This window comes from Catenuloplanes niger, from assembly GCF_031458255.1.
Taxonomy (GTDB): domain Bacteria; phylum Actinomycetota; class Actinomycetes; order Mycobacteriales; family Micromonosporaceae; genus Catenuloplanes; species Catenuloplanes niger.
This window is the reverse complement of record NZ_JAVDYC010000001.1, coordinates 9,177,957-9,195,321: the sequence shown is the minus strand read 5'-3', so window position 1 is coordinate 9,195,321 and position 17,365 is coordinate 9,177,957. Positions and strand designations below refer to the sequence as shown.

The window sequence follows — 17,365 nt, the reverse complement described above, 5'->3', positions numbered from 1 at the left end:
TAACGCGTTTCGAATTCAAAGCAAGTAGGATGACGTGGTGAGTGATGCGACATCCGGCCTGACCCCCGAGGAGCTCGGCGCGTACTTCGCGCTGGTGGAGGTCGCCAACCTGCTGCAGTACGCGGTCGACGGGCACCTGCGCGCCGAGGGCGACCTCAGCTACCTGCAGTTCCAGATCCTGGCCACGCTGACCGACGCGCCCGGGGGCCGGCTGCGGATGACCGACCTGGCCGACGGGCTGGTGCACAGCCGGAGCGGCCTGACCTACCAGGCCGGGCTGCTGGACAAGCGCGGCCTGATCACCCGCGCGCCGTCGCCGGACGACGAGCGCAGCGTGATGGTGACCGTCACCGACGCCGGCCGCGCCCTGGTCGGCCGGGTGCTGCCGGGGCACGTGGCCGACGTCCGGCGCCTGCTGCTGGACCCGATGACGGCCGGCGACCTGGCCACGCTCAACGACGTGCTCGGCCGGGTCCGCCGGCACATGCGGGCCACGCCGCCCCGGTCGGCCAGGCCCCGGGTCAAGCGGAAGAACTAGATCACGATGACCGTCTTGCCGGAGACCGCGCCCGGCTCGGCGTGCACCGAGGCCAGCTCGGCAAGCGGCACCCGGCGGGCGACGTCGACGCGCAGCTCGCCGGCGTCGACCCGGGCGGCCAGGCCGGCCAGCTGCGCGGCGTCGCCCTGGACGAACAGGTTGATCCCGCGCACGCCGCGCGCCTCGTCGGACGGCGCCGGCATCCACACCGTGGTGTTCACCAGCACGCCGCCGTCCGAGATCAGCGCGACCAGCGCGGCCAGCCGCTCCGGGGCGACCGGTGCGAGGTTGAGCACGACGTCGACCGGCTCGGTGCCCGCGTCGCCGTCGAGGACCTCGTCGGCGCCCGCGGCCCGGGCCCGGTCCGCGCTGCGCGGGCCGACCACGCCGATCACGTACGCGCCGGCGCGCTTGGCCAGCTGCACCGCGTAGGCACCGACCGCGCCGCCGGCACCGTTGATCAGCACGCGCTGGCCGGTGGTCAGCTTCGCGTGGTCGAACAGCGCCTGCCACGCCGTGAGGCCGACCACCGGCAGCGCGGCCGCGTCGGCCAGCGGGATGCTCGTGGGCGCGGGTGCCAGGATCTCGGCCGGGGCGAGCACGTACTCGGCGGACGCGCCGACCGCGGCCAGCCCCAGGAAGCCGATCACCGCGTCGCCGACCGCGAAGCGGTCCACGCCCTCGCCGAGCGCGTCGACCGTGCCGGCGACGTCCGAGCCCGGCGTGTGCGGCAGCGCGACCGGGATCGGGCCCTGCATGTAGCCGGCGCGGATGTTCGCGTCGACCCCGTTGAACGAGGTGCCGGCCACCCTGATCCGAACCTGCCCGGCGCCGGGGACCGGCTGCTCCACGTCCTCGAGGCGCAGGACGGACGGGTCGCCGTACTCGTGGAATCGCATCGCCTTCATGACGGACCTTCTCTCGCTTTTGCTTCGATTTCGAAGCTGTTTGAGACCGTAGCACGCTTCGGATTCGAAGCACTGCGGTCGGGGGTGTGACGCCGGTTACGCGCTAGACGGCGGCCAGCAGCCGGAGCTTCTCGTCGCTCGCCGAGCCCGGCACGGCGGTGAGGACCAGCAGGTGGTGCGACTGGACCGGATCGAACAGCCACGTGCGGCGCAGCTCCAGCTCCCCCAGCTGGGGATGCCGGAGACGCCAGACGCCGTCCTGCCGCGGATCGGCGCCCGGCGGGCCGGTGGACCCGGTCCGGTCACCGAGCAGCGCCACCGCCGGGCGGGTCTGCAACAGCACCGCCCCACGGCGGGAGAACAGCAGCGCGGGTACGTCCGCGAGGCTGTCCACCACGCGCATCACGATCGGGCTGGGATGGTCGCCGGGGTCCGGCGCCGGCAGCCCGGCGAGACGGAACACGTGGTCCCGCTCCGCGAGGGTCAGCCGCAGCCCGCGGGCCAGCCCGGCCAGCATCCGCGCGGACGGCACCGAGCCGCGTTGCCGCTCGATCCGGTTGTAGTAGTCCGCCGACATGCCGGCCAGCGCCGCGACCTCCTCGCGGCGCAGCCCGCCGGTGCGCCGCCGCGGCCCGCGAGGCAGCCCGACGTCCTCCGGCCGCAACGCCTCGCGCCGCGCCCGGAGAAAACCGGCCAGTTCCGCCCGGTCCGCCATCGTCCACCTCCCGTCCTCGACGGATCAATGGTGTCCGGGGGCGATCACCGGTTGAAGGCCGACTTCATCCAGGGAGAGATCATCCCGGGATACCGGCGGCGAGGCGCTGGAGCTTCTCGTGGCTCGGCGAGCCGGGCACGGCCGTGAACACCAGCAGGTACTGGTCCTTGTCCAGGTCCAGCAGCGGCTGGGCGTAGAGCTCCAGCTCGCCCAGCTCGTCGTGCCGGTACCGCTTCAGGTCGTGGTGGTGCGCGACGTCGACCTCGTGCCGCCCCCACACCTCGGCGAACTCCGGGCTGGCCGCGAGCAGCGCCGTGACGATCTCGCCGGGCACGCCGTCCGGATCCTTGCGGTACTCCACCCGCAGGTCCGCGGTGAAGACCCGGCCGCGCTTCTCCTGGTCCGCGACCGGGTAGAGCTCACGCGTGGCCGGATCGGTGTAGTAGCGGTAGACCAGGTACCGGGACAGGCCGGTGAACCGGGTGTAGTCGCCGAGCAGCGCGACCGCGGGCGGCGTCTGCACCAGCGTCTCGCCGAGGTCCGTCATCACCAGCGCCGGTATGTCCGACAGGCTCTCCACGATCCGCGCCATGATCGGGCTGATCCGGTCGTCCCGGACCCGCTGCGGCGCCGGGTGCCCGCCGAGGTGGAAGAGGTGGTCGCGCTCGCTCAACGTGAGCTGCAGCGCCTGGGCGAGCGCGGCGAGCATCGGCTCCGACGGGATCGACCCGCGCTGCTGCTCGATCCGGTTGTAGTAGTCGGCCGACATGCCGGCCAGCGCCGCGACCTCCTCCCGCCGCAGCCCTCCGGCCCGGCGGCGCGGGCCACGGGGCAGGCCGACGTCCTCCGGCTGCAACGCCTCCCGGCGCGTCCGGAGGAAGTCGGCGAGCTGTGCCCGGTCCATCTGTGCGGCCTCCCCGTGGTGTGATCGTTCCAGCCTCGCCTGAAACGATCACCGGGTAAAGGCCTCGGTCAGCCCGCGGGTGTGAGCGCGGCCGCACCGAACGACACGGAGAACCGGATGCACCAGATGGCGACGCTGCCGAGGTCGTCCAGGTCGGTGCCGGCCGGGATGTCGTACGTCTGGTCGCCCCGGTTGCCCTTGAGCGCGCCGAGCTCCACCCGGTCGCCGTCGTCGAAGACGTACCAGCCGCCGGTGCCGGGACGGACCGGCTGGTCGGAGAGCCAGACCCGCAGGTCGGGGCCGTCGGACGTGTCGAGGCCGACGATCTCGAGCGTGTGCGAGCCGTCCGGGTGGCGCACGACGCGGGCGCTGCCCTCGGTCGCGTGCTCGTGGCTGATGAACGTGCCCTGGCGCACGACCACCGGCCCCGCCGGCGGCGCCGTCGGCGTCATCGGCTCCCCGGACATCATCGGTTCCCCGGACATCATCGGTGCCGCGGACGTCATGGGTGCCGGGACGGCCGCGAGCCGGTCGTTCACCTCACGGTCGGTGAACGCCTTCCAGGGCTGGAACCAGTAGAGGGCGGCTCCGGCGACGACCGTCAGGCACACTGCCACGGCCCAGGTCGCCGGCGCGCGAAGAAGTCGGATCAGCATGTCCTCAGTAGATCGCACGCCGGCCGGCACCGACCCTTACCGTTCGATGACGGCGGCCGGCAGGCGCACCTCGAACCGGCAACCGCCCCCGGTGTTGCGCACGCCGACCCGTCCGCCGTGCGCCTCGACCAGCCCGCGGACGATCGCCAGCCCGAGGCCGCCGCCGGTGTGCGCCGGGTCCGGGGTGCGCGACCGCTCACCGCGGAAGGCGACGTCGAAGACCCGGGCCAGGTCCGGTTCCGGGATGCCGCCGCAGGTGTCGGAGACCGCGAGCCACACGTCGGCGTGGTCCCGGCCCGCCTCGACGCGGACCGTGCCGCCGGCCGGCGTGTACCGCACCGAGTTGACCAGCAGGTTGCTGATCACCCGGGCCAGTTCCCGTTCCGAGGCGTGCACGACCGGCCAGCCCGTCTCCAGCGCGTCCAGCGTGATCCGGCGGCTCACGGCCAGCGGCGCCACCCCGGCCAGCGCGTCCGAGACCAGATCCCGCAGCGGTACGGCGGTGAGCGCCAGCCGCAGCGCGCCCGCGTTGATCCGGGACAGCTCGAACAGGTCGTCGACCAGCTGCGTCATCCGGTCCGCCTCGACCCGGATGCGCCGGTGGTACTCGGCCGCGGTGGCCGGGTCGCCGACCACGCCGTCCTCGAGTGCCTCCGCCATCGCGCGCAGCCCGGCCAGCGGCGTGCGCAGGTCGTGCGAGACCCAGGCGACGAGCTCCCGGCGGCCGGCCTCCAGCCGGCGTTCCCGGTCACGGGCCGCGCGGGCCCAGACCGCGGCCGCGGCCAGCCGGCGCCCGAACAGGCCGCCGACGAGCAGGCTGACCACGGCCGAGGCGCCGACCGTGACCAGCACGACGCTCAGGTCGTGGCCGGACAGGAACATCGCGTAGGCGACCGTGACCACGCCGGCGACGACCGCGAGCACGGTGACGGCCAGCAGCAGCACGATGTGCACCAGGATCGACCGGCCGCGCAGCAGGCGCAGGGCCAGCGCTCCGCCGGCACCGACGACGCCGCCGGCCAGCAACGCGTACCCGCCGATCAGCAGCAGGTCGGTCATCCGCCGGCCGTCTCGTAGCGGTAGCCGACGCCCCAGACGGTGTGGATGCGGCGCGGCGCGGCCGGGTCGTCCTCGATCTTCTCCCGCAGCCGGCGGACGTGCACGGTCACGGTCGACTGGTCGCCGAACCGCCAGCCCCACACCCGGCTCAGCAGGTCGGTGCGGGACCAGGCCCGGCCGGGGCTGCCGAGCAGGAACGCCAGCAGGTCGAACTCGCGCACGGTCAGCGACAGCGGCGCGCCGCCGCGGGTGACGATCCGGCGCGCGGTGTCGACCACCAGGTCGCCGTCGGTGAGCACGGCCGGCCCGTCCGGCGCGCCGGCCGCGGACCCGGTGGTGCGGCGCAGCACGGACCGGATGCGCAGCACCAGCTCGCGCGGCGAGAACGGCTTGGTGACGTAGTCGTCCGCGCCCACCTCCAGGCCGAGCACCCGGTCGGCCTCCTCGCCGAGTGCGGTCAGCATGACGACCGGCAGATCGGGCAGGTCACGCCGCAGCCGGCGGCAGACCTCGAGGCCGTCCACGCCCGGCATCATCAGGTCGAGCACGACGAGGTCGGGCCGACGCGCCTCGATCGCGGCCAGGCCGGCCGCGCCGTCGGCGGCGAGCCGCACCTCGCAGCCGTCCTGCTCCAGGTAGCGCCGCACGACGTCGCTGACGATCGGATCGTCGTCGACGACCAGCACCAGGTGTCCCACCCGGGTCAGGCTACCCAGCGCGGCCGGCCCCGGGTCTTTCGGATTCCTTACGTCCACCGGCGGAGCGCGTCCCGGTCCGGTTTCCCGGCCGGGGTCAGCGGCACCCGGTCGATCACGGTGATCCGGTCCGGTACCGCGTCCGCGCCCAGTTCCGCGCGGACCAGGCCGCGCAGCAGGGCCAGATCGAGGTCCCCCGCCGCCGGTACGACGTACGCGTGCACGGCCTCACCGGTCGCCGCGGACGGCACGCCCACCACGCACGCCTCCGCGACCGACGGGTGGGCCGCGAGGACCCGTTCGATCGGGACCGCGTACTGCACGTTCGCGTTCACGATGATCACGTCGCGGGTGCGGCCGGCCAGGTGCAGATAGCCGTCCGGGTCGACCCGGCCGAGGTCGCGGGTGCGCACCCAGCCGTCCGTGAAGACCGCGGCGCTCTCCGCCGGGTCGCCGAGGTAGCCGCAGGCCTGCACGGGCGTGCGGACGAACACCTCACCGATGTCGCCGGGCGGCACCGGGTGGCCGGCCGCGTCCCGGATCTCGACCGTGTTCTCCGCCGGCGGCCGGCCGACCGAGGCGCGCACCCGCGGGTCCGCCATCTCCTCCGGCGCCGCCATCGAGATCATGCCGGCCTCGGTCTGCCCGTACCCGTGGAAGACCACCGGGCCGAGCACGTCCAGCGCCTCGGCGAGCAGCGCGGGGTCGAGCGGTGACCCGGACACCATCAACGCGCGCAGCGTCGCCGGGCCGGCCCGGGCCGCGCGGGCCGCCGCCACCACGGCCCGCAGCTTCGGCACGGTGATCACGGTGGACGTGGCGCGGTGCCGGATGATCGCGCCGGGCAGGTCCGGTGCCGCCGCGACCAGCGTGCCGCCGGCCGCGAGCGCCATCGTGCCGTACTCGAACATCACCTGGCTGGCGAGCGTGCCGAAGACCAGGTGCCGGCCGAGCCGCGGGGCCAGCCGGCGCAGCGCGAGCGGCCACCGTTCCGGGTGCGGTGCCCAGCCGGCGGCGAGCGCGGCGTAGGTCTGCAGCGCGCCTTTCGGCAGTCCGGTGCTGCCGCTGGTGTGGATCACCCGTGCGATGTCGTCCGGCCGCGCGAGCGGCACCGGCTCCTCGTCCGGGCCGTCCCGCAGCGACGCCACGGTGCGCAGGTGCGGCACGGCGGGCACCGACGCGGCCCGGCCCGCGTCCACGATCACGGCCGCGTCGCCCTGGCCGAGCACGTGCGCGAGGTGCCGGCCGGGCAGGCCGGGCCGGATCCCGGTCACCCGCGCGCCGGCCGCGTGCGCCGCGAGCACGGTGGCGAGCGCCTCGGCCGTGACGCCGACCGCGAGCGCCACGCCGTCGCCGGGCTTGATGCCGGCCCGCGCGAGCCCGCCGCCGATCCGGCCGGTCAGCGCCAGCAGCTGCGCGCCGGTGGTCACCCGGTCCGGTTCCTCGAAGACGACCCGGTCGCCGGCCGCGCGCAGCAGATCCAGCAGCACGCCGGGGTACGGCCGGTCAGCCATCCGCGAGGCGCTCCTTCACGAAGACCTCCAGCGGCATCCGGTGCACCGCGGGCAGGTCCCACTCGTTCTCCAGGTTCTCCGCCAGGTGGTGCTCGCCGGCCGGCGCGCCGTCGCGGTAGTGCCGGACGACCGGGTGCAGGTAGCTGGCGTCGTGCGCGGCGAGCGGGTCGTTCTCCGCGATCCGCGGCACGGTGATGTCGAACGGGTCGACCGTGTCGTGGTCCGGGCCGTACTCGAGCGTGACCACGAACGCGTGCGCGGGCGTGCCCAGCCCGCCGTCGCGGTGGTAGGCCACCGGAACCTCCTCGTGGTAGGCCGCGCCGGCGTCCGTCACCGTGATCACGTCGCCGAGCACGGCGAACTGCTGCCACAGGCCGGAGGAGCGGTTGACCCGGGCGATGATCGCGTCGCTGATCGCGTCCCGGGAGAGCGCGGTCGCGGGCCACGGCGCCCGCTCGTACCGGTGGGCCAGGATGCGGTGCAGCGCGCGCACCGCATACCGGAAGCCGTGGATGAAGCCGCTGGTCGACTTCTTGAAGTCGCGCTGCTGGGTGAGCGTGCCCGCGAAGAACAGGCCGGGCACGTTCACCGACTCGAACGCGGGCGTCTGTTCCGGGAACCGGTCGTCGATCACCAGGGCCGGGCGGGCGCTCGCGTCGAAGATCGAGGCGTCGAAGCGGAAGCCGGTGCACAGCACGACCCGGTCGTAGTGCAGCACCCGGACCGCCTCACGGGTGCGGGCGTAGCGGAACTCGACCCGGAACCCGCCGTCCGGTCGCGCCTCGATCCGCTCGACCGTGCCGTCCAGCACCGCGTTGCCGGACTTCAGCTGGTACGTGTCCAGGAAGTTGTTGTTCACGGCCCGCAGGTGCCCGACGTAGTGCGTCTGCCAGGCGAAGCGCACCGCGTGCGGCCCGGCCACGTGGGTGACCGCGGTCGTCTCCAGCAGCGCGTCCGCGGTCTCGAACGCGGAGTTGCCCTTGCCGATGATCAGCACCCGCTGGTTCGTGAAGTCCGCCGGGTCCACGCTGACCGTGTCGTAGCGCTCGGCCAGCTCCGCGCCCGGGATCGGCGGCACGTGGAGCTTCGGGACGCCGGTCGCGACCACCAGCGCGCGGGACCGGTGCACGGTGCCGGCGGCGTCCTCGACCACGAAGACGCCGTCCGCGCGGGACACCCGGACCACCTCGGTGTCGTAGCGGATCCGGTGGGCCAGCGGCGCCGCGAAGTCCGCGAGGTAGCGCAGCAGGTCGTCCGCGGCCGGGAAGTAGCGGCGGCTGTAGTTGCCGAAGCGCAGCGCCGGGTCGTCGGTCAGCAGCGAGTTCCAGTCCATCCGCAGGTTCCGCTCCGGGTCCGGGTGCCCGGTGTAGACCTTGTTGATGGAGATCAGCTGCCGGTGCCGGGGGTAGGTGGTGAAGAACGTGCCGGGCGCCGGGCCGGCCTCCAGCACCGCGAAGTCCCGCCCGTCGCGGTCCAGCAGCGCGGCGAGCTGCAAGCCGGCCGGACCGGCACCGATGATCAGGTAGTCGCGCGTCATGCCGGGCGACGCTAGTGGCGGGTTCTCAGAACCGTTCTGAGAAGCGCTCCCTAGCCTTCGCGCATGCCGATCTCGCTGCCCGGGCCGCTGACCGCCGACGACCTGCACGCGGCCGCCGCGCCGATCCCGGTGGACGTCCCGGCGCCGGTCCGGGAGTCCGTCGCCGCCGGCCGCCGCTTCCTCGCCGAGTCCCGCAACGGCGACACCCCGATCTACGGCCAGACCACCGGCTTCGGCGCGCTGGTCGGCTACGCCGGCCGAGCCACGGACGCGGACCAGGCCGACAACACGCTCGCCCACCTCGGCGCCGGTCAGGGCCCGGATCTGCCGGTGCCGCTGGTCCGGGCCGCGCTGCTGGTCCGGGCCGGTTCGCTGGCCCGCGGCCTGTCCGGCGTGTCCCCGCACGTGATCGACGCGCTGGCCGCCGCGCTCGGCACCGGTTTCACGCCGGCCGTGCCCCGGTACGGTTCGGTCGGCGCGTCCGGTGACCTGATCCCGCTCGCCTACGCGGCGCAGGCGTTGCGCGGCCGCGGCCACGCCTACCTGTCCGGTGAGCGGCTGCCGGCCGCGGTGGCGCTGGCGCAGGCCGGCCTGACGCCGCTGACGCTGGACGGCCGGGACGCGCTCGCGCTGGTCAACGGCGTCTCGGTGACCACGGCCGCGCTCGCGCTCGCCCAGCACGCGGTCCGCCGCTCGCACCACGCGCTGCAGCACCTGACCGCGCTGCTGGCCGACCTGCTCGGCTGCGACCCGCAGTTCCTGGACGCGCGGCTGATCGCGGCGTACGCGCACCCGGGCGCGGCCGTGGTCGCCGCCCGCATGCGGTCCCGGCTGGCCGGTGCGGCGCCGTCCGGGACGCGCCCGCTGCAGGAGCCGTACAGCATCCGCTGCGCGCCCCAGCTGCTCGGCGCCGCCGAGGACGCGCTGTCCTATGTCGACGGCGTGGTCGCCTGGGATCTGCGCGCGGTCAGCGACAACCCGTTGCTGTTCCCGGGCGAGGGCGTGGTGCACGGTGGGAACTTCTTCGGCCAGCCGGCCGCGTTCGCCGCGGACCTGCTGGCCGCGGTCACCGCCCAGCTCGGCACGCTCGCGGAACGGCAGCTGGACCTGCTGGTCGACCCGGCCCGCAACACCGGCCTGCCACCGATGCTGGCGGCCGGGCCGGGGCAGCAGCACGGGTTGCAGGGCGTGCAGCTGGCCACCACCGCGTTCGTCGCGCAGCTGCGGCGGGACGCGACGCCGGCCAGCGTGCAGAGCCTGCCGACGAACCTGCACAACCAGGACGTGGTGCCGTTCGGTACGCAGGCCGCGCTGCGCGCCTACGACGGGGCCGGGCTGCTGCACCTGCTGTGCGGCTCGCTCGCGCTCGGCCTGCGCCAGGCCGCGCACGTCGGCGCCCGGCAGCCCACCGCACCGGCCTGCGCGGCGCTGCTCGACCGGCTGGAGCACGCGATCCCGCCGGTCGACCCGGACCGGCCGCTCGACGGCGACGTCCGGCGCGCCGCGGACCTGACGGCTGAGTTTTTTCTGAATCGTGCTGCCTAGCGTCGCCTCTCGTGACCGAAGCGACGCGCGATTACCTCATCCTCGGTGCCGGGCCGGCGGGGCTGCAGCTGGCCACCCTGCTGGAGGCGAGTGGCGACGACCATCTCGTGCTGGAGCGGGCCGCGGCGCCCGGTGCCTTCTTCACCCGCTACCCGCGGCACCGGACGCTGATCTCGATCAACAAGCCGCGGACCGGGTCCGACGACCCGGAACTGAACCTGCGGTTCGACTGGAACTCGCTGCTGACCGACGATCCGGCGCTGCGCTTCACCCGCTACAGCGAACGCTACTTCCCGCACGCGGACGACATGGTGCGCTACCTCGCGGACGTGGCGGCCCCGCTGGCCCACCGGATCCGCTACGACACCGAGGCGGTCCGGGTGGGCCGCGCGGACGACGGCGTGTTCGAGGTGACCGACCAGCGCGGCGACGTGTGGCGCGGGCGGGCGCTGATCGTCGCGACCGGTGTGTCCCGGCCGTACCGGGCGACCGAGATCCCCGGCATCGAGCTGGCCGAGAACTACGCGGACATCTCCACCGACCCGAGGGACTACCGGGACCAGCGGGTGCTGATCATCGGCAAGGGCAACTCCGCGTTCGAGACCGCGGACGCGCTGATGGAGACGACCACGCTGATCCACGTGGCCGGGCCGAGCCCGGTGCGGATGGCGTGGCGCACCCACTACGTCGGGCACCTGCGCGCCGTGAACAACAACTTCCTGGACACGTACCAGCTGAAGTCCGCGAACGCGGTGCTGGACGGCACGGTCCGCGGCATCGAGAAGGACGCGGACGGATTCCGCGTCGCGTTCGCGTTCTCCCGGGCGAACGAGCTGGTCAAAGAGCTACGCTACGACCGGGTGATCGCCTGCACCGGTTTCGCGTTCGACGCCTCGATCTTCGACGCCGCCGCCCGCCCCGCGCTGGTGATCAAGGATCGTTTCCCGGCGCAGACCCCGGCGTTCGAGTCGGTCGACGTGCCGGGCCTGTTCGTCGCGGGCACGCTCAGCCAGGAGCGCGACTTCAAGAAGTCCACCAACGGTTTCATCCACGGCTTCCGTTACACGGTGCGCGCGCTGCACCGGATCCTTCGCCGCCGGTACGCGGGGGTGCCGTGGCCGGCGGCGGCGCTGTCGCCGGACCCGGCCGCGGTCACCGGTGCGATCATCGCCCGGGTGAACCGCTCGTCCGGGTTGTGGCAGCAGTTCGGCGTGCTCGGCGACGTGGTGACGGTGTCGGACTCCGGCGCCGCGTATCACGAGGAGGTGCCGGTTGCCCATCACCGGGAGGGCGGGCTGGGCCCGGCCGCGCACGCGTTCGTGGTCACGCTGGAGTACGGCCCGGACCACGACACGGTGGACCCGTTCGACATCGAGGTGTCCCGGATCGCGCAGGACACGCCCGGTGTGGCGCACGACGCGGCCTACCTGCACCCGGTGGTCCGCTACTACCGGGACGGCGCGCCGGGCGGCGTCCATCACCTGGCGGAGAACCTGGAGAACCGCTGGGACCGGCCGGACGTGCACGTCGCGCCGCTGCGCGCGTTCGTCGCCGACCGGCTCGCGGCCTGAGCACCGTGGCCGGCCTCGACCCGGTGCACCGGGACTTCTTCGCCGGCGGCGCGGGCGACGAGCGGACCGTGCACGCCAACGAGACCGCGTTCGACCGGCTGCGGCTGCTCCCCCGGGTGCTGCGCGCGACCGGCGTGCCGGATCCGCGCCTGACGCTGTTCGGCACCGTGCTGCCCGGCCCGGTGCTGATCGCGCCGACCGCGTTCCACCGGCTCGCCCACCCGGACGGCGAGACCGCCACCGCGCACGCGGCCCGGGACACCGGCACGGTCATGACGGTCAGCATGGCCGCGACCACGCCGATCGAGAAGATCGCGGGCACCGGCGCGCGGCTGTGGTTCCAGCTCTACCCGCAGCCGGACCGGGACTTCACCGCGCACCTGGCCGGGCGCGCGGCCGCGGCCGGCGTGACCGCGCTGGTGGTGACCGTGGATTCGCCGGTGTTCGGCCGCCGCGAACGCGACCTGCGCAACGGCTTCCTGGACCTGCCGTCCGGGCTGGCGTGCGAGAACCTGCGCGACCCGGTGACCGGCCGGGTCCGGGACATCGTGCTGGACCCGTCGCTCGGCTGGGACGACGTGTTGCGGCTGCGCGCCGTGACCCGGCTGCCGATCCTGGTCAAGGGCGTGCTGCACCCGGCGGACGCGGCCGAGGCGGTGGCCCGCGGCCTGGACGGCGTGATCGTCTCCAACCACGGCGGCCGGCAGCTGGACGGCGCGGTCGCCTCGATCGACGCGCTGCCGGCCGTGGCGGAGGCGGTCCGCGGCCGGGTCCCGGTGCTGCTGGACGGCGGCGTCCGGCGGGGCACCGACGTGGTCACCGCGCTGGCCCGCGGCGCCACGGCGGTCCTGATCGGACGGCCGGTGATCTGGGGGCTGGCGGCGGGCGGCCGGGACGGCGTCGCCACGGTGCTGCGCCGGCTGCACGAGGACGTGGTGCGGGTGATGGCGCTGTGCGGCGCGGCCACGCTCGCGGAGCTCACGCCGGACCTGCTGCGCGAGGTGCGGCCGTGACCGCGCCCGCCGTACCGCTGCTGCTGTTGCTGTCGTTGTTGCTCGGCGTGTGGTCCCTGCCCCGGTGGCTGCCGGCCACGGTGGTGCGGCTCCGGGAGTGGATCTTCGCGCGGGTGAACGGGACCGAGGGCGTGCCGGTGCCGGGCCCGCTGGTCGGCGCCGAGCACTTCCAGCGCGTGTACGAGCATCCGGCCGCGGACGGGCGCAGCCGCGGTGCCGGGCTGTCCGACCTGTTCTGGTACTGGCTCGCGCCCGGCCCGCAGATGCACCAGGAGCACCTGGAACCCGGCGAGCGCTACACCACGGTCGCCCGGGCCAGCCGGCGGATCCTGGCCGTGCCGCACGCGCGCGCCGACGAGCTGGCCACGGCCGCGACCCGGCGCATGCTGGACACGCTGCCGGCCGGCCGCACCGCCCACGTGCGGCTGCGCGACGCGATGATGCCGGTCTGGGCCGAGGTCTACCACGAGCTGGTCTTCGGCGAGGACTGCCCGCCGGACGTGCGCGCCATGATCGTGGCGAACGCGGACGACGTGGTCACGGCGCTGAAGTGCTGCGGGCTGCGGCACCTGGACCGGCGGGACCGGCTCACCCGGTACCTACGCGGCCGGGTCGAGGACGGGACCGCGCCGGTCACGCTGCCGCCGCCGTTCACCGCGCAGGAGACCGCGTGGTACCTGCAGGGCGCGTTCTTCAACACCGCGGTCGTGCAGATGTCCGAGGCCGCCGCGCACGTGCTGCTCGCGATCGCCCGGCACCCCGGCGTGCTCGGCACCCGGGACGACGACGAGCTGGACCGGATCATCGACGAGACGCTGCGGGTGCACCCGCTCTTCGGCGTGGCGCACCGGATCACGTCCGCGCCGATCGAGGTCACCCCGGACGTCACGCTCCCGGCCGGTTCCGTGCTGCTGTTCAACTATCTCGCCTACCAGCGCACCGGCCCGGCCGCGGACGACGCGTTCGACCCGGACCGGTGGCGCGCGCTGCGGCGGCGGGACGCGCACTTCATCCCGTTCGGCGTGGTCGCGAACCGGGCCTGCCCGGCCCGCGGCTCCGCGCCGGTGATGCTGCGCGCCGCGGTCCGCGAGGTGCTGCGCCGGCACACGCTCGCCTCGTCCGTCGCGCACACCCGGTCGCTGCCGTCGCGCGGCCCGTGCTTCCTGACCCCGTCCGGCGCCCGCCCGCCGGGCCGGACCCGGCTGGCCGCGATGCGGTTCCGCGACCGGTGGGCGGACGTCGGCCGGAGTCTCACCCAGCTGGTGCTGGGCACCGTGATGGTGGTCGACGCGCGGCGGCAGCGGTTGTGCACCACCCACTTCGAAAGGGGAGGCCTGTGAGTCCCGTCGACCTGGCGCCGCGGTTCTTCGTCGCGGTCGCCGTCATCCTGCTCTTCTGCCGGGGAGTCTCGTGGCTGCTCGGCCGGGCCGGTCAGCCGGCCGTGGTCAGCGAGATGCTGGCCGGGGTGCTGCTCGGCCCGTCGCTGCTCGGCCTGTTCCTGCCGGACGTGCAGGCCGCGCTGTTCCCGCCCGACCTCTACCCGGTGCTGTACGTGATCGGGCAGGTCGGCCTGGTCATCTTCATGTTCCAGGCCGGGTACGCGTTCCGCTCGCACCGCATCCACGGGCTGGCCGGCACCGCGGGCGCGGTCTCCGCCGCCGGGGTGGCCGTGCCGCTCGCGCTCGGCGTGCTGTTGGTGCTGCTCACCGGCGACCGCGTCGCGGTGCTCGAGGACGGCGTCCCGATCGGCGTGTCCGCCGCGTTCGTGGGCGTGGCGCTGGCCATCACCGCGTTCCCGATGATGGCGCGGATCATCACGGAGAAGGGGCACGCCGGCACCCGGCACGGCGCGGTCTCGCTGGCCGCCGGCGCGATCGACGACGGGGTCGCCTGGCTGCTGCTCGCCTGCGTGCTCGCGGTCGCGTCCGGTGCCGTGCTGCCCGCGCTGGTCACGATCGGCGGCGCCGCGTTCTTCGGCGTCCTGATCCGGTACGGCGCCCGCCCGGCCGCCCGGCTGCTGATGACCGGCGACCGGATCGGCGACTCCGGGCGGCTGCTCGGCACGGTCGCGCTGCTGTTCCTGATCGCCTGGTACACGGACGAGATCGGCCTCTACGCGGTGTTCGGCGCGTTCTCGGTCGGCGCCGTCATGCCGCGCACCGAGCGGACCGAGAGCGTGGTGAACACGCTCAACCCGATCTGCCAGATCGTGTTCCTGCCGCTGTTCTTCACGTTCTCCGGGCTGCGCACCGAGTTCGCGCTGCTGTCCGACCCGGTCGTGCTGCTGTTCGCGCTGGCCTGCGTGGCGGTCGCGGTGGCCGGCAAGTTCGGCGGCTGCTGGGCCGCGGCCCGGCTGCGCGGCGAGCCGCAGCCGGTCGCGCTGCGCGTCGGCACGCTGATGAACGCGCGCGGCCTGATGCAGCTGATCGCGCTGAACGTGGGACTGGAGGCCGGGATCGTCGGCCCGGCGCTGTTCACCGCGCTGGTGCTGGTCGCGCTGGTGACCACGCTGATGACGACGCCGCTGCTGTCCTGGATCGAGCGGCGCGAGGCGGGACGGGCGATCCCGGTTTCGCCGGCACCCGTTGTTGGTTCCCTCCGAAGCTAGAGACATTTACCACTGTCATTGCCTGATTGAATTGTGCCATTCTCTTCGCATGCCGCACCGCCTGTTGCTGGTCGAGGATGACGCCGATCTCTCCGGCACCCTGACCGAGGCGCTGGCCGGCGAGGGATACCTCGTCGACCACGCCTCGGACGGGCATCGCGGCCTGCATCTCGGGCTCAGCCGGCCGTACGACGTGATGGTCATCGACCGCTGCCTGCCCGCGATCGACGGGCTGGACCTGCTCGTCCGGCTGCGGTCCCGGGCCGTGCCGGCCAGAGCCCTGATGCTCACGGCGCTCGGCGCGGTCGACGACCGGATCGCCGGGCTCGACTCCGGCGCCGACGACTACCTGCCGAAGCCGTTCGACCTGGACGAGCTGAGTGCCCGGCTGCGCGCGCTGTGCCGGCGCGCCGCGGACGCCACGGAGGCGCTGCGGATCGGCGGCGGCCTGCTCGACCTGGCGCTGCGCGACGCGGTGCTGCCCAGCGGCGACCGGGTGCCGCTGTCCGCGCGCGAGTTCGAACTGCTGCGCATCCTGGCGGCCCGGCCGTCCACCGTGCACTCCCGCGCGGAGCTGCGCCGCCGGGTCTTCGACGAGGCGCCCGCGCCGTCCATCGTGGACACGTACGTCTACTACCTGCGCCGCAAGCTCGGCCGGGCCGCGATCCGCACCGTGCACGGGCTCGGCTACCGGCTCGGTGAGCTGTGAGCGTCCCGGTCCGGCGGGACGGCTGGACCGTTGCCGAACGCCGGGCCGTCAGCCGGGCCCGCCGGCAGATCGGGCTGCTCGCCGGGCTCGTCGTCGCCGGCCTGGTCGCGCTGGTCGGCGGCGTCTCCTACGCGCTGCTCGTGCAGGGGCAGCACGTGCAGATCCGCCGCGAGCTGCACTGGAACGCGCAACACGGCGTGCCGAGCGGGCCACCCGGCTGCACCTGGCTGATCCTGCTCTCCGGCGGCGCGCTGGACACCGGCGCCGTACCGCCCCCGCCGGGGTTCCCGCTCCGCGACGCGCTCGACGCGGTCGCCGGGTCCGGCCGTGCGCAGGAGGTCACGGTCGCCCGCAACGGCACGGTCTACGTGGTGCTCACCGAACGCCGCGGCGCGGACACGGTCCAGGCCGTGTTCGACACCCGGTACCAGCTCGCGGACCGCCGCCTGCTGCTCCGCGCGCTCGGCGTCGCCGAGTCGATCGGCCTGGTCACCGCGGTGCTCACCGGCCTGTTCGTCGGCGGCCGGTCGGTGGCGCCGCTGGCCGACGCGCTCAGCCGGCAGCGCCGGTTCGTCGCGGACGCCAGCCACGAGCTGCGCACGCCGATCGCCCGGGTGCACACCCGCGCCCAGCTGATGGCCCGCCGGCCCGCGCTGCCGCCGGAGCACCGCACCGACCTGGACCGGTTGATCGGCAACACCCGGCTGCTCGGCGAGATCGTCGACGACCTGCTGCTGTCCGCCCGGCTCGGCGCGGACGACCGGCTGGCGACCGCGTCCCGGATCGACCTGGCCGCGCTCGCCCGCGACGCGGTCTCGCAGGACGCGGAACGCGCGGCCGCCCGCGGGATCACGCTGGTCGCGGACGGCGTGGCGGCGCCGCTGGCCGTGCCGGGCATCCCGTCCGCGCTGCGCCGGGTGGTGAGCGAACTGGTCGGCAACGCGCTAGCGCACACCCCGCCCGGGGGTACGGTCCTGGTGCGCGCCACCACGTCCGGCGGCACCGCGGTGCTGGAGGTGGCGGACACCGGGCAGGGCCTCGCACCGGCGGACACCGAGCGGCTCTTCCACCGCTTCCACCGCGGCACGTCCACCCGCCCCGGGTTCGGGATCGGGCTCGCGCTGGTCCGCGAGGTCGTCGAGAAGCACGGCGGCACGGTCCGGGCCGCCGGCCGACCGGGCGAGGGCGCCACGTTCACCGTCCGCCTGCCGCTCGCCTGACGCCACCCACCCGCACACCGTCACCGTCCGCCCACCCGCACACCGTCACCGTCCGCCCACCCGCGCACATCGGCGCCGCGGCCACGGCCCGCCGGGTTCGGGTGTCGAAGTCGGCCACGGCGGGACCGGCAGGGAGGAGCGCCAGCGACGACCGGTGCCCGCGGGAGCACTCG

The 17,365-nt window shown here is 74.5% G+C and carries 16 protein-coding genes; 8 read left to right on the top strand and 8 right to left on the bottom strand.

What is annotated here, in order from left to right; translation table 11 throughout:
* Nucleotides 1-37: 37 nt before the first annotated feature.
* The gene (locus tag J2S44_RS40340; protein ID WP_310428501.1) at nt 38-538 is read left to right on the top strand and encodes a MarR family winged helix-turn-helix transcriptional regulator; all 501 of its coding nucleotides are present in this window, start codon (nt 38-40) and stop codon (nt 536-538) included.
* On the opposite strand, the gene J2S44_RS40335 is transcribed toward J2S44_RS40340, so the two are convergent.
* The 8 genes from J2S44_RS40335 to J2S44_RS40300 form a co-directional block, all read right to left on the bottom strand.
* Nucleotides 535-1,446, bottom strand: coding sequence for an NADP-dependent oxidoreductase (locus J2S44_RS40335; RefSeq protein WP_310428499.1), 912 nt, complete (start codon nt 1,444-1,446; stop codon nt 535-537). The genes J2S44_RS40340 and J2S44_RS40335 overlap by 4 nt on opposite strands.
* A gap of 103 nt (nt 1,447-1,549) precedes the next feature.
* The gene (locus tag J2S44_RS40330) at nt 1,550-2,161 is read right to left on the bottom strand and encodes an MmyB family transcriptional regulator (RefSeq protein ID WP_310428497.1); all 612 of its coding nucleotides are present in this window, start codon (nt 2,159-2,161) and stop codon (nt 1,550-1,552) included.
* Between the two features lie 79 nt (nt 2,162-2,240).
* A complete protein-coding gene (locus J2S44_RS40325; protein ID WP_310428495.1) occupies nt 2,241-3,065 on the bottom strand; it encodes a helix-turn-helix transcriptional regulator in 825 nt (274 codons plus the stop codon).
* A gap of 68 nt (nt 3,066-3,133) precedes the next feature.
* Nucleotides 3,134-3,721 carry a DM13 domain-containing protein gene (locus J2S44_RS40320; protein WP_310428493.1) on the bottom strand — a complete coding sequence of 196 codons (588 nt, stop codon included), beginning with the start codon at nt 3,719-3,721 and terminating at the stop codon, nt 3,134-3,136.
* Between the two features lie 36 nt (nt 3,722-3,757).
* Complete coding sequence (locus J2S44_RS40315; RefSeq protein WP_310428491.1) at nt 3,758-4,780, bottom strand: sensor histidine kinase; 1,023 nt, start codon at nt 4,778-4,780, stop codon at nt 3,758-3,760.
* Nucleotides 4,777-5,478 carry a response regulator transcription factor gene (locus J2S44_RS40310; RefSeq protein WP_310428489.1) on the bottom strand — a complete coding sequence of 234 codons (702 nt, stop codon included), beginning with the start codon at nt 5,476-5,478 and terminating at the stop codon, nt 4,777-4,779. The genes J2S44_RS40315 and J2S44_RS40310 overlap by 4 nt, the downstream gene beginning before the upstream one ends.
* Nucleotides 5,479-5,525: 47 nt before the next feature.
* Nucleotides 5,526-6,989 (bottom strand): class I adenylate-forming enzyme family protein, encoded by a 1,464-nt coding sequence (locus J2S44_RS40305; protein ID WP_310428487.1) that lies wholly within the window; start codon nt 6,987-6,989, stop codon nt 5,526-5,528.
* Nucleotides 6,982-8,526 carry an NAD(P)-binding domain-containing protein gene (locus J2S44_RS40300; protein ID WP_310428486.1) on the bottom strand — a complete coding sequence of 515 codons (1,545 nt, stop codon included), beginning with the start codon at nt 8,524-8,526 and terminating at the stop codon, nt 6,982-6,984. Before J2S44_RS40300 ends, J2S44_RS40305 begins: the two co-directional genes overlap by 8 nt.
* A 63-nt stretch (nt 8,527-8,589) precedes the next feature.
* Between J2S44_RS40300 and J2S44_RS40295 the strand changes: the two genes are divergently transcribed.
* Genes J2S44_RS40295 through J2S44_RS40265 form a run of 7 tightly spaced genes read left to right on the top strand, consistent with a single transcriptional unit; the run spans nt 8,590 to nt 17,192 of the window.
* Nucleotides 8,590-10,071, top strand: coding sequence for an aromatic amino acid ammonia-lyase (locus tag J2S44_RS40295; protein WP_310428484.1), 1,482 nt, complete (start codon nt 8,590-8,592; stop codon nt 10,069-10,071).
* 11 nt (nt 10,072-10,082) lie between these two features.
* Nucleotides 10,083-11,642, top strand: a complete 1,560-nt coding sequence (locus J2S44_RS40290; protein WP_310428481.1) for an NAD(P)-binding domain-containing protein — start codon at nt 10,083-10,085, stop codon at nt 11,640-11,642.
* A 5-nt stretch (nt 11,643-11,647) separates the two neighbouring features.
* Nucleotides 11,648-12,655, top strand: a complete 1,008-nt coding sequence (locus J2S44_RS40285; RefSeq protein ID WP_310428479.1) for an alpha-hydroxy acid oxidase — start codon at nt 11,648-11,650, stop codon at nt 12,653-12,655.
* Nucleotides 12,652-13,995, top strand: coding sequence for a cytochrome P450 (locus tag J2S44_RS40280; protein ID WP_310428477.1), 1,344 nt, complete (start codon nt 12,652-12,654; stop codon nt 13,993-13,995). Before J2S44_RS40285 ends, J2S44_RS40280 begins: the two co-directional genes overlap by 4 nt.
* Nucleotides 13,992-15,263: a cation:proton antiporter gene (locus tag J2S44_RS40275; protein WP_310428475.1), complete on the top strand. Its 1,272-nt coding sequence runs from the start codon at nt 13,992-13,994 to the stop codon at nt 15,261-15,263. Before J2S44_RS40280 ends, J2S44_RS40275 begins: the two co-directional genes overlap by 4 nt.
* A 49-nt stretch (nt 15,264-15,312) precedes the next feature.
* On the top strand, nt 15,313-15,972 hold the full coding sequence (locus J2S44_RS40270; protein WP_310428473.1) for a response regulator transcription factor: 660 nt from the start codon (nt 15,313-15,315) through the stop codon (nt 15,970-15,972).
* Nucleotides 15,969-17,192: a sensor histidine kinase gene (locus J2S44_RS40265; RefSeq protein ID WP_310428472.1), complete on the top strand. Its 1,224-nt coding sequence runs from the start codon at nt 15,969-15,971 to the stop codon at nt 17,190-17,192. The genes J2S44_RS40270 and J2S44_RS40265 overlap by 4 nt, the downstream gene beginning before the upstream one ends.
* Nucleotides 17,193-17,365: the final 173 nt, after the last annotated feature.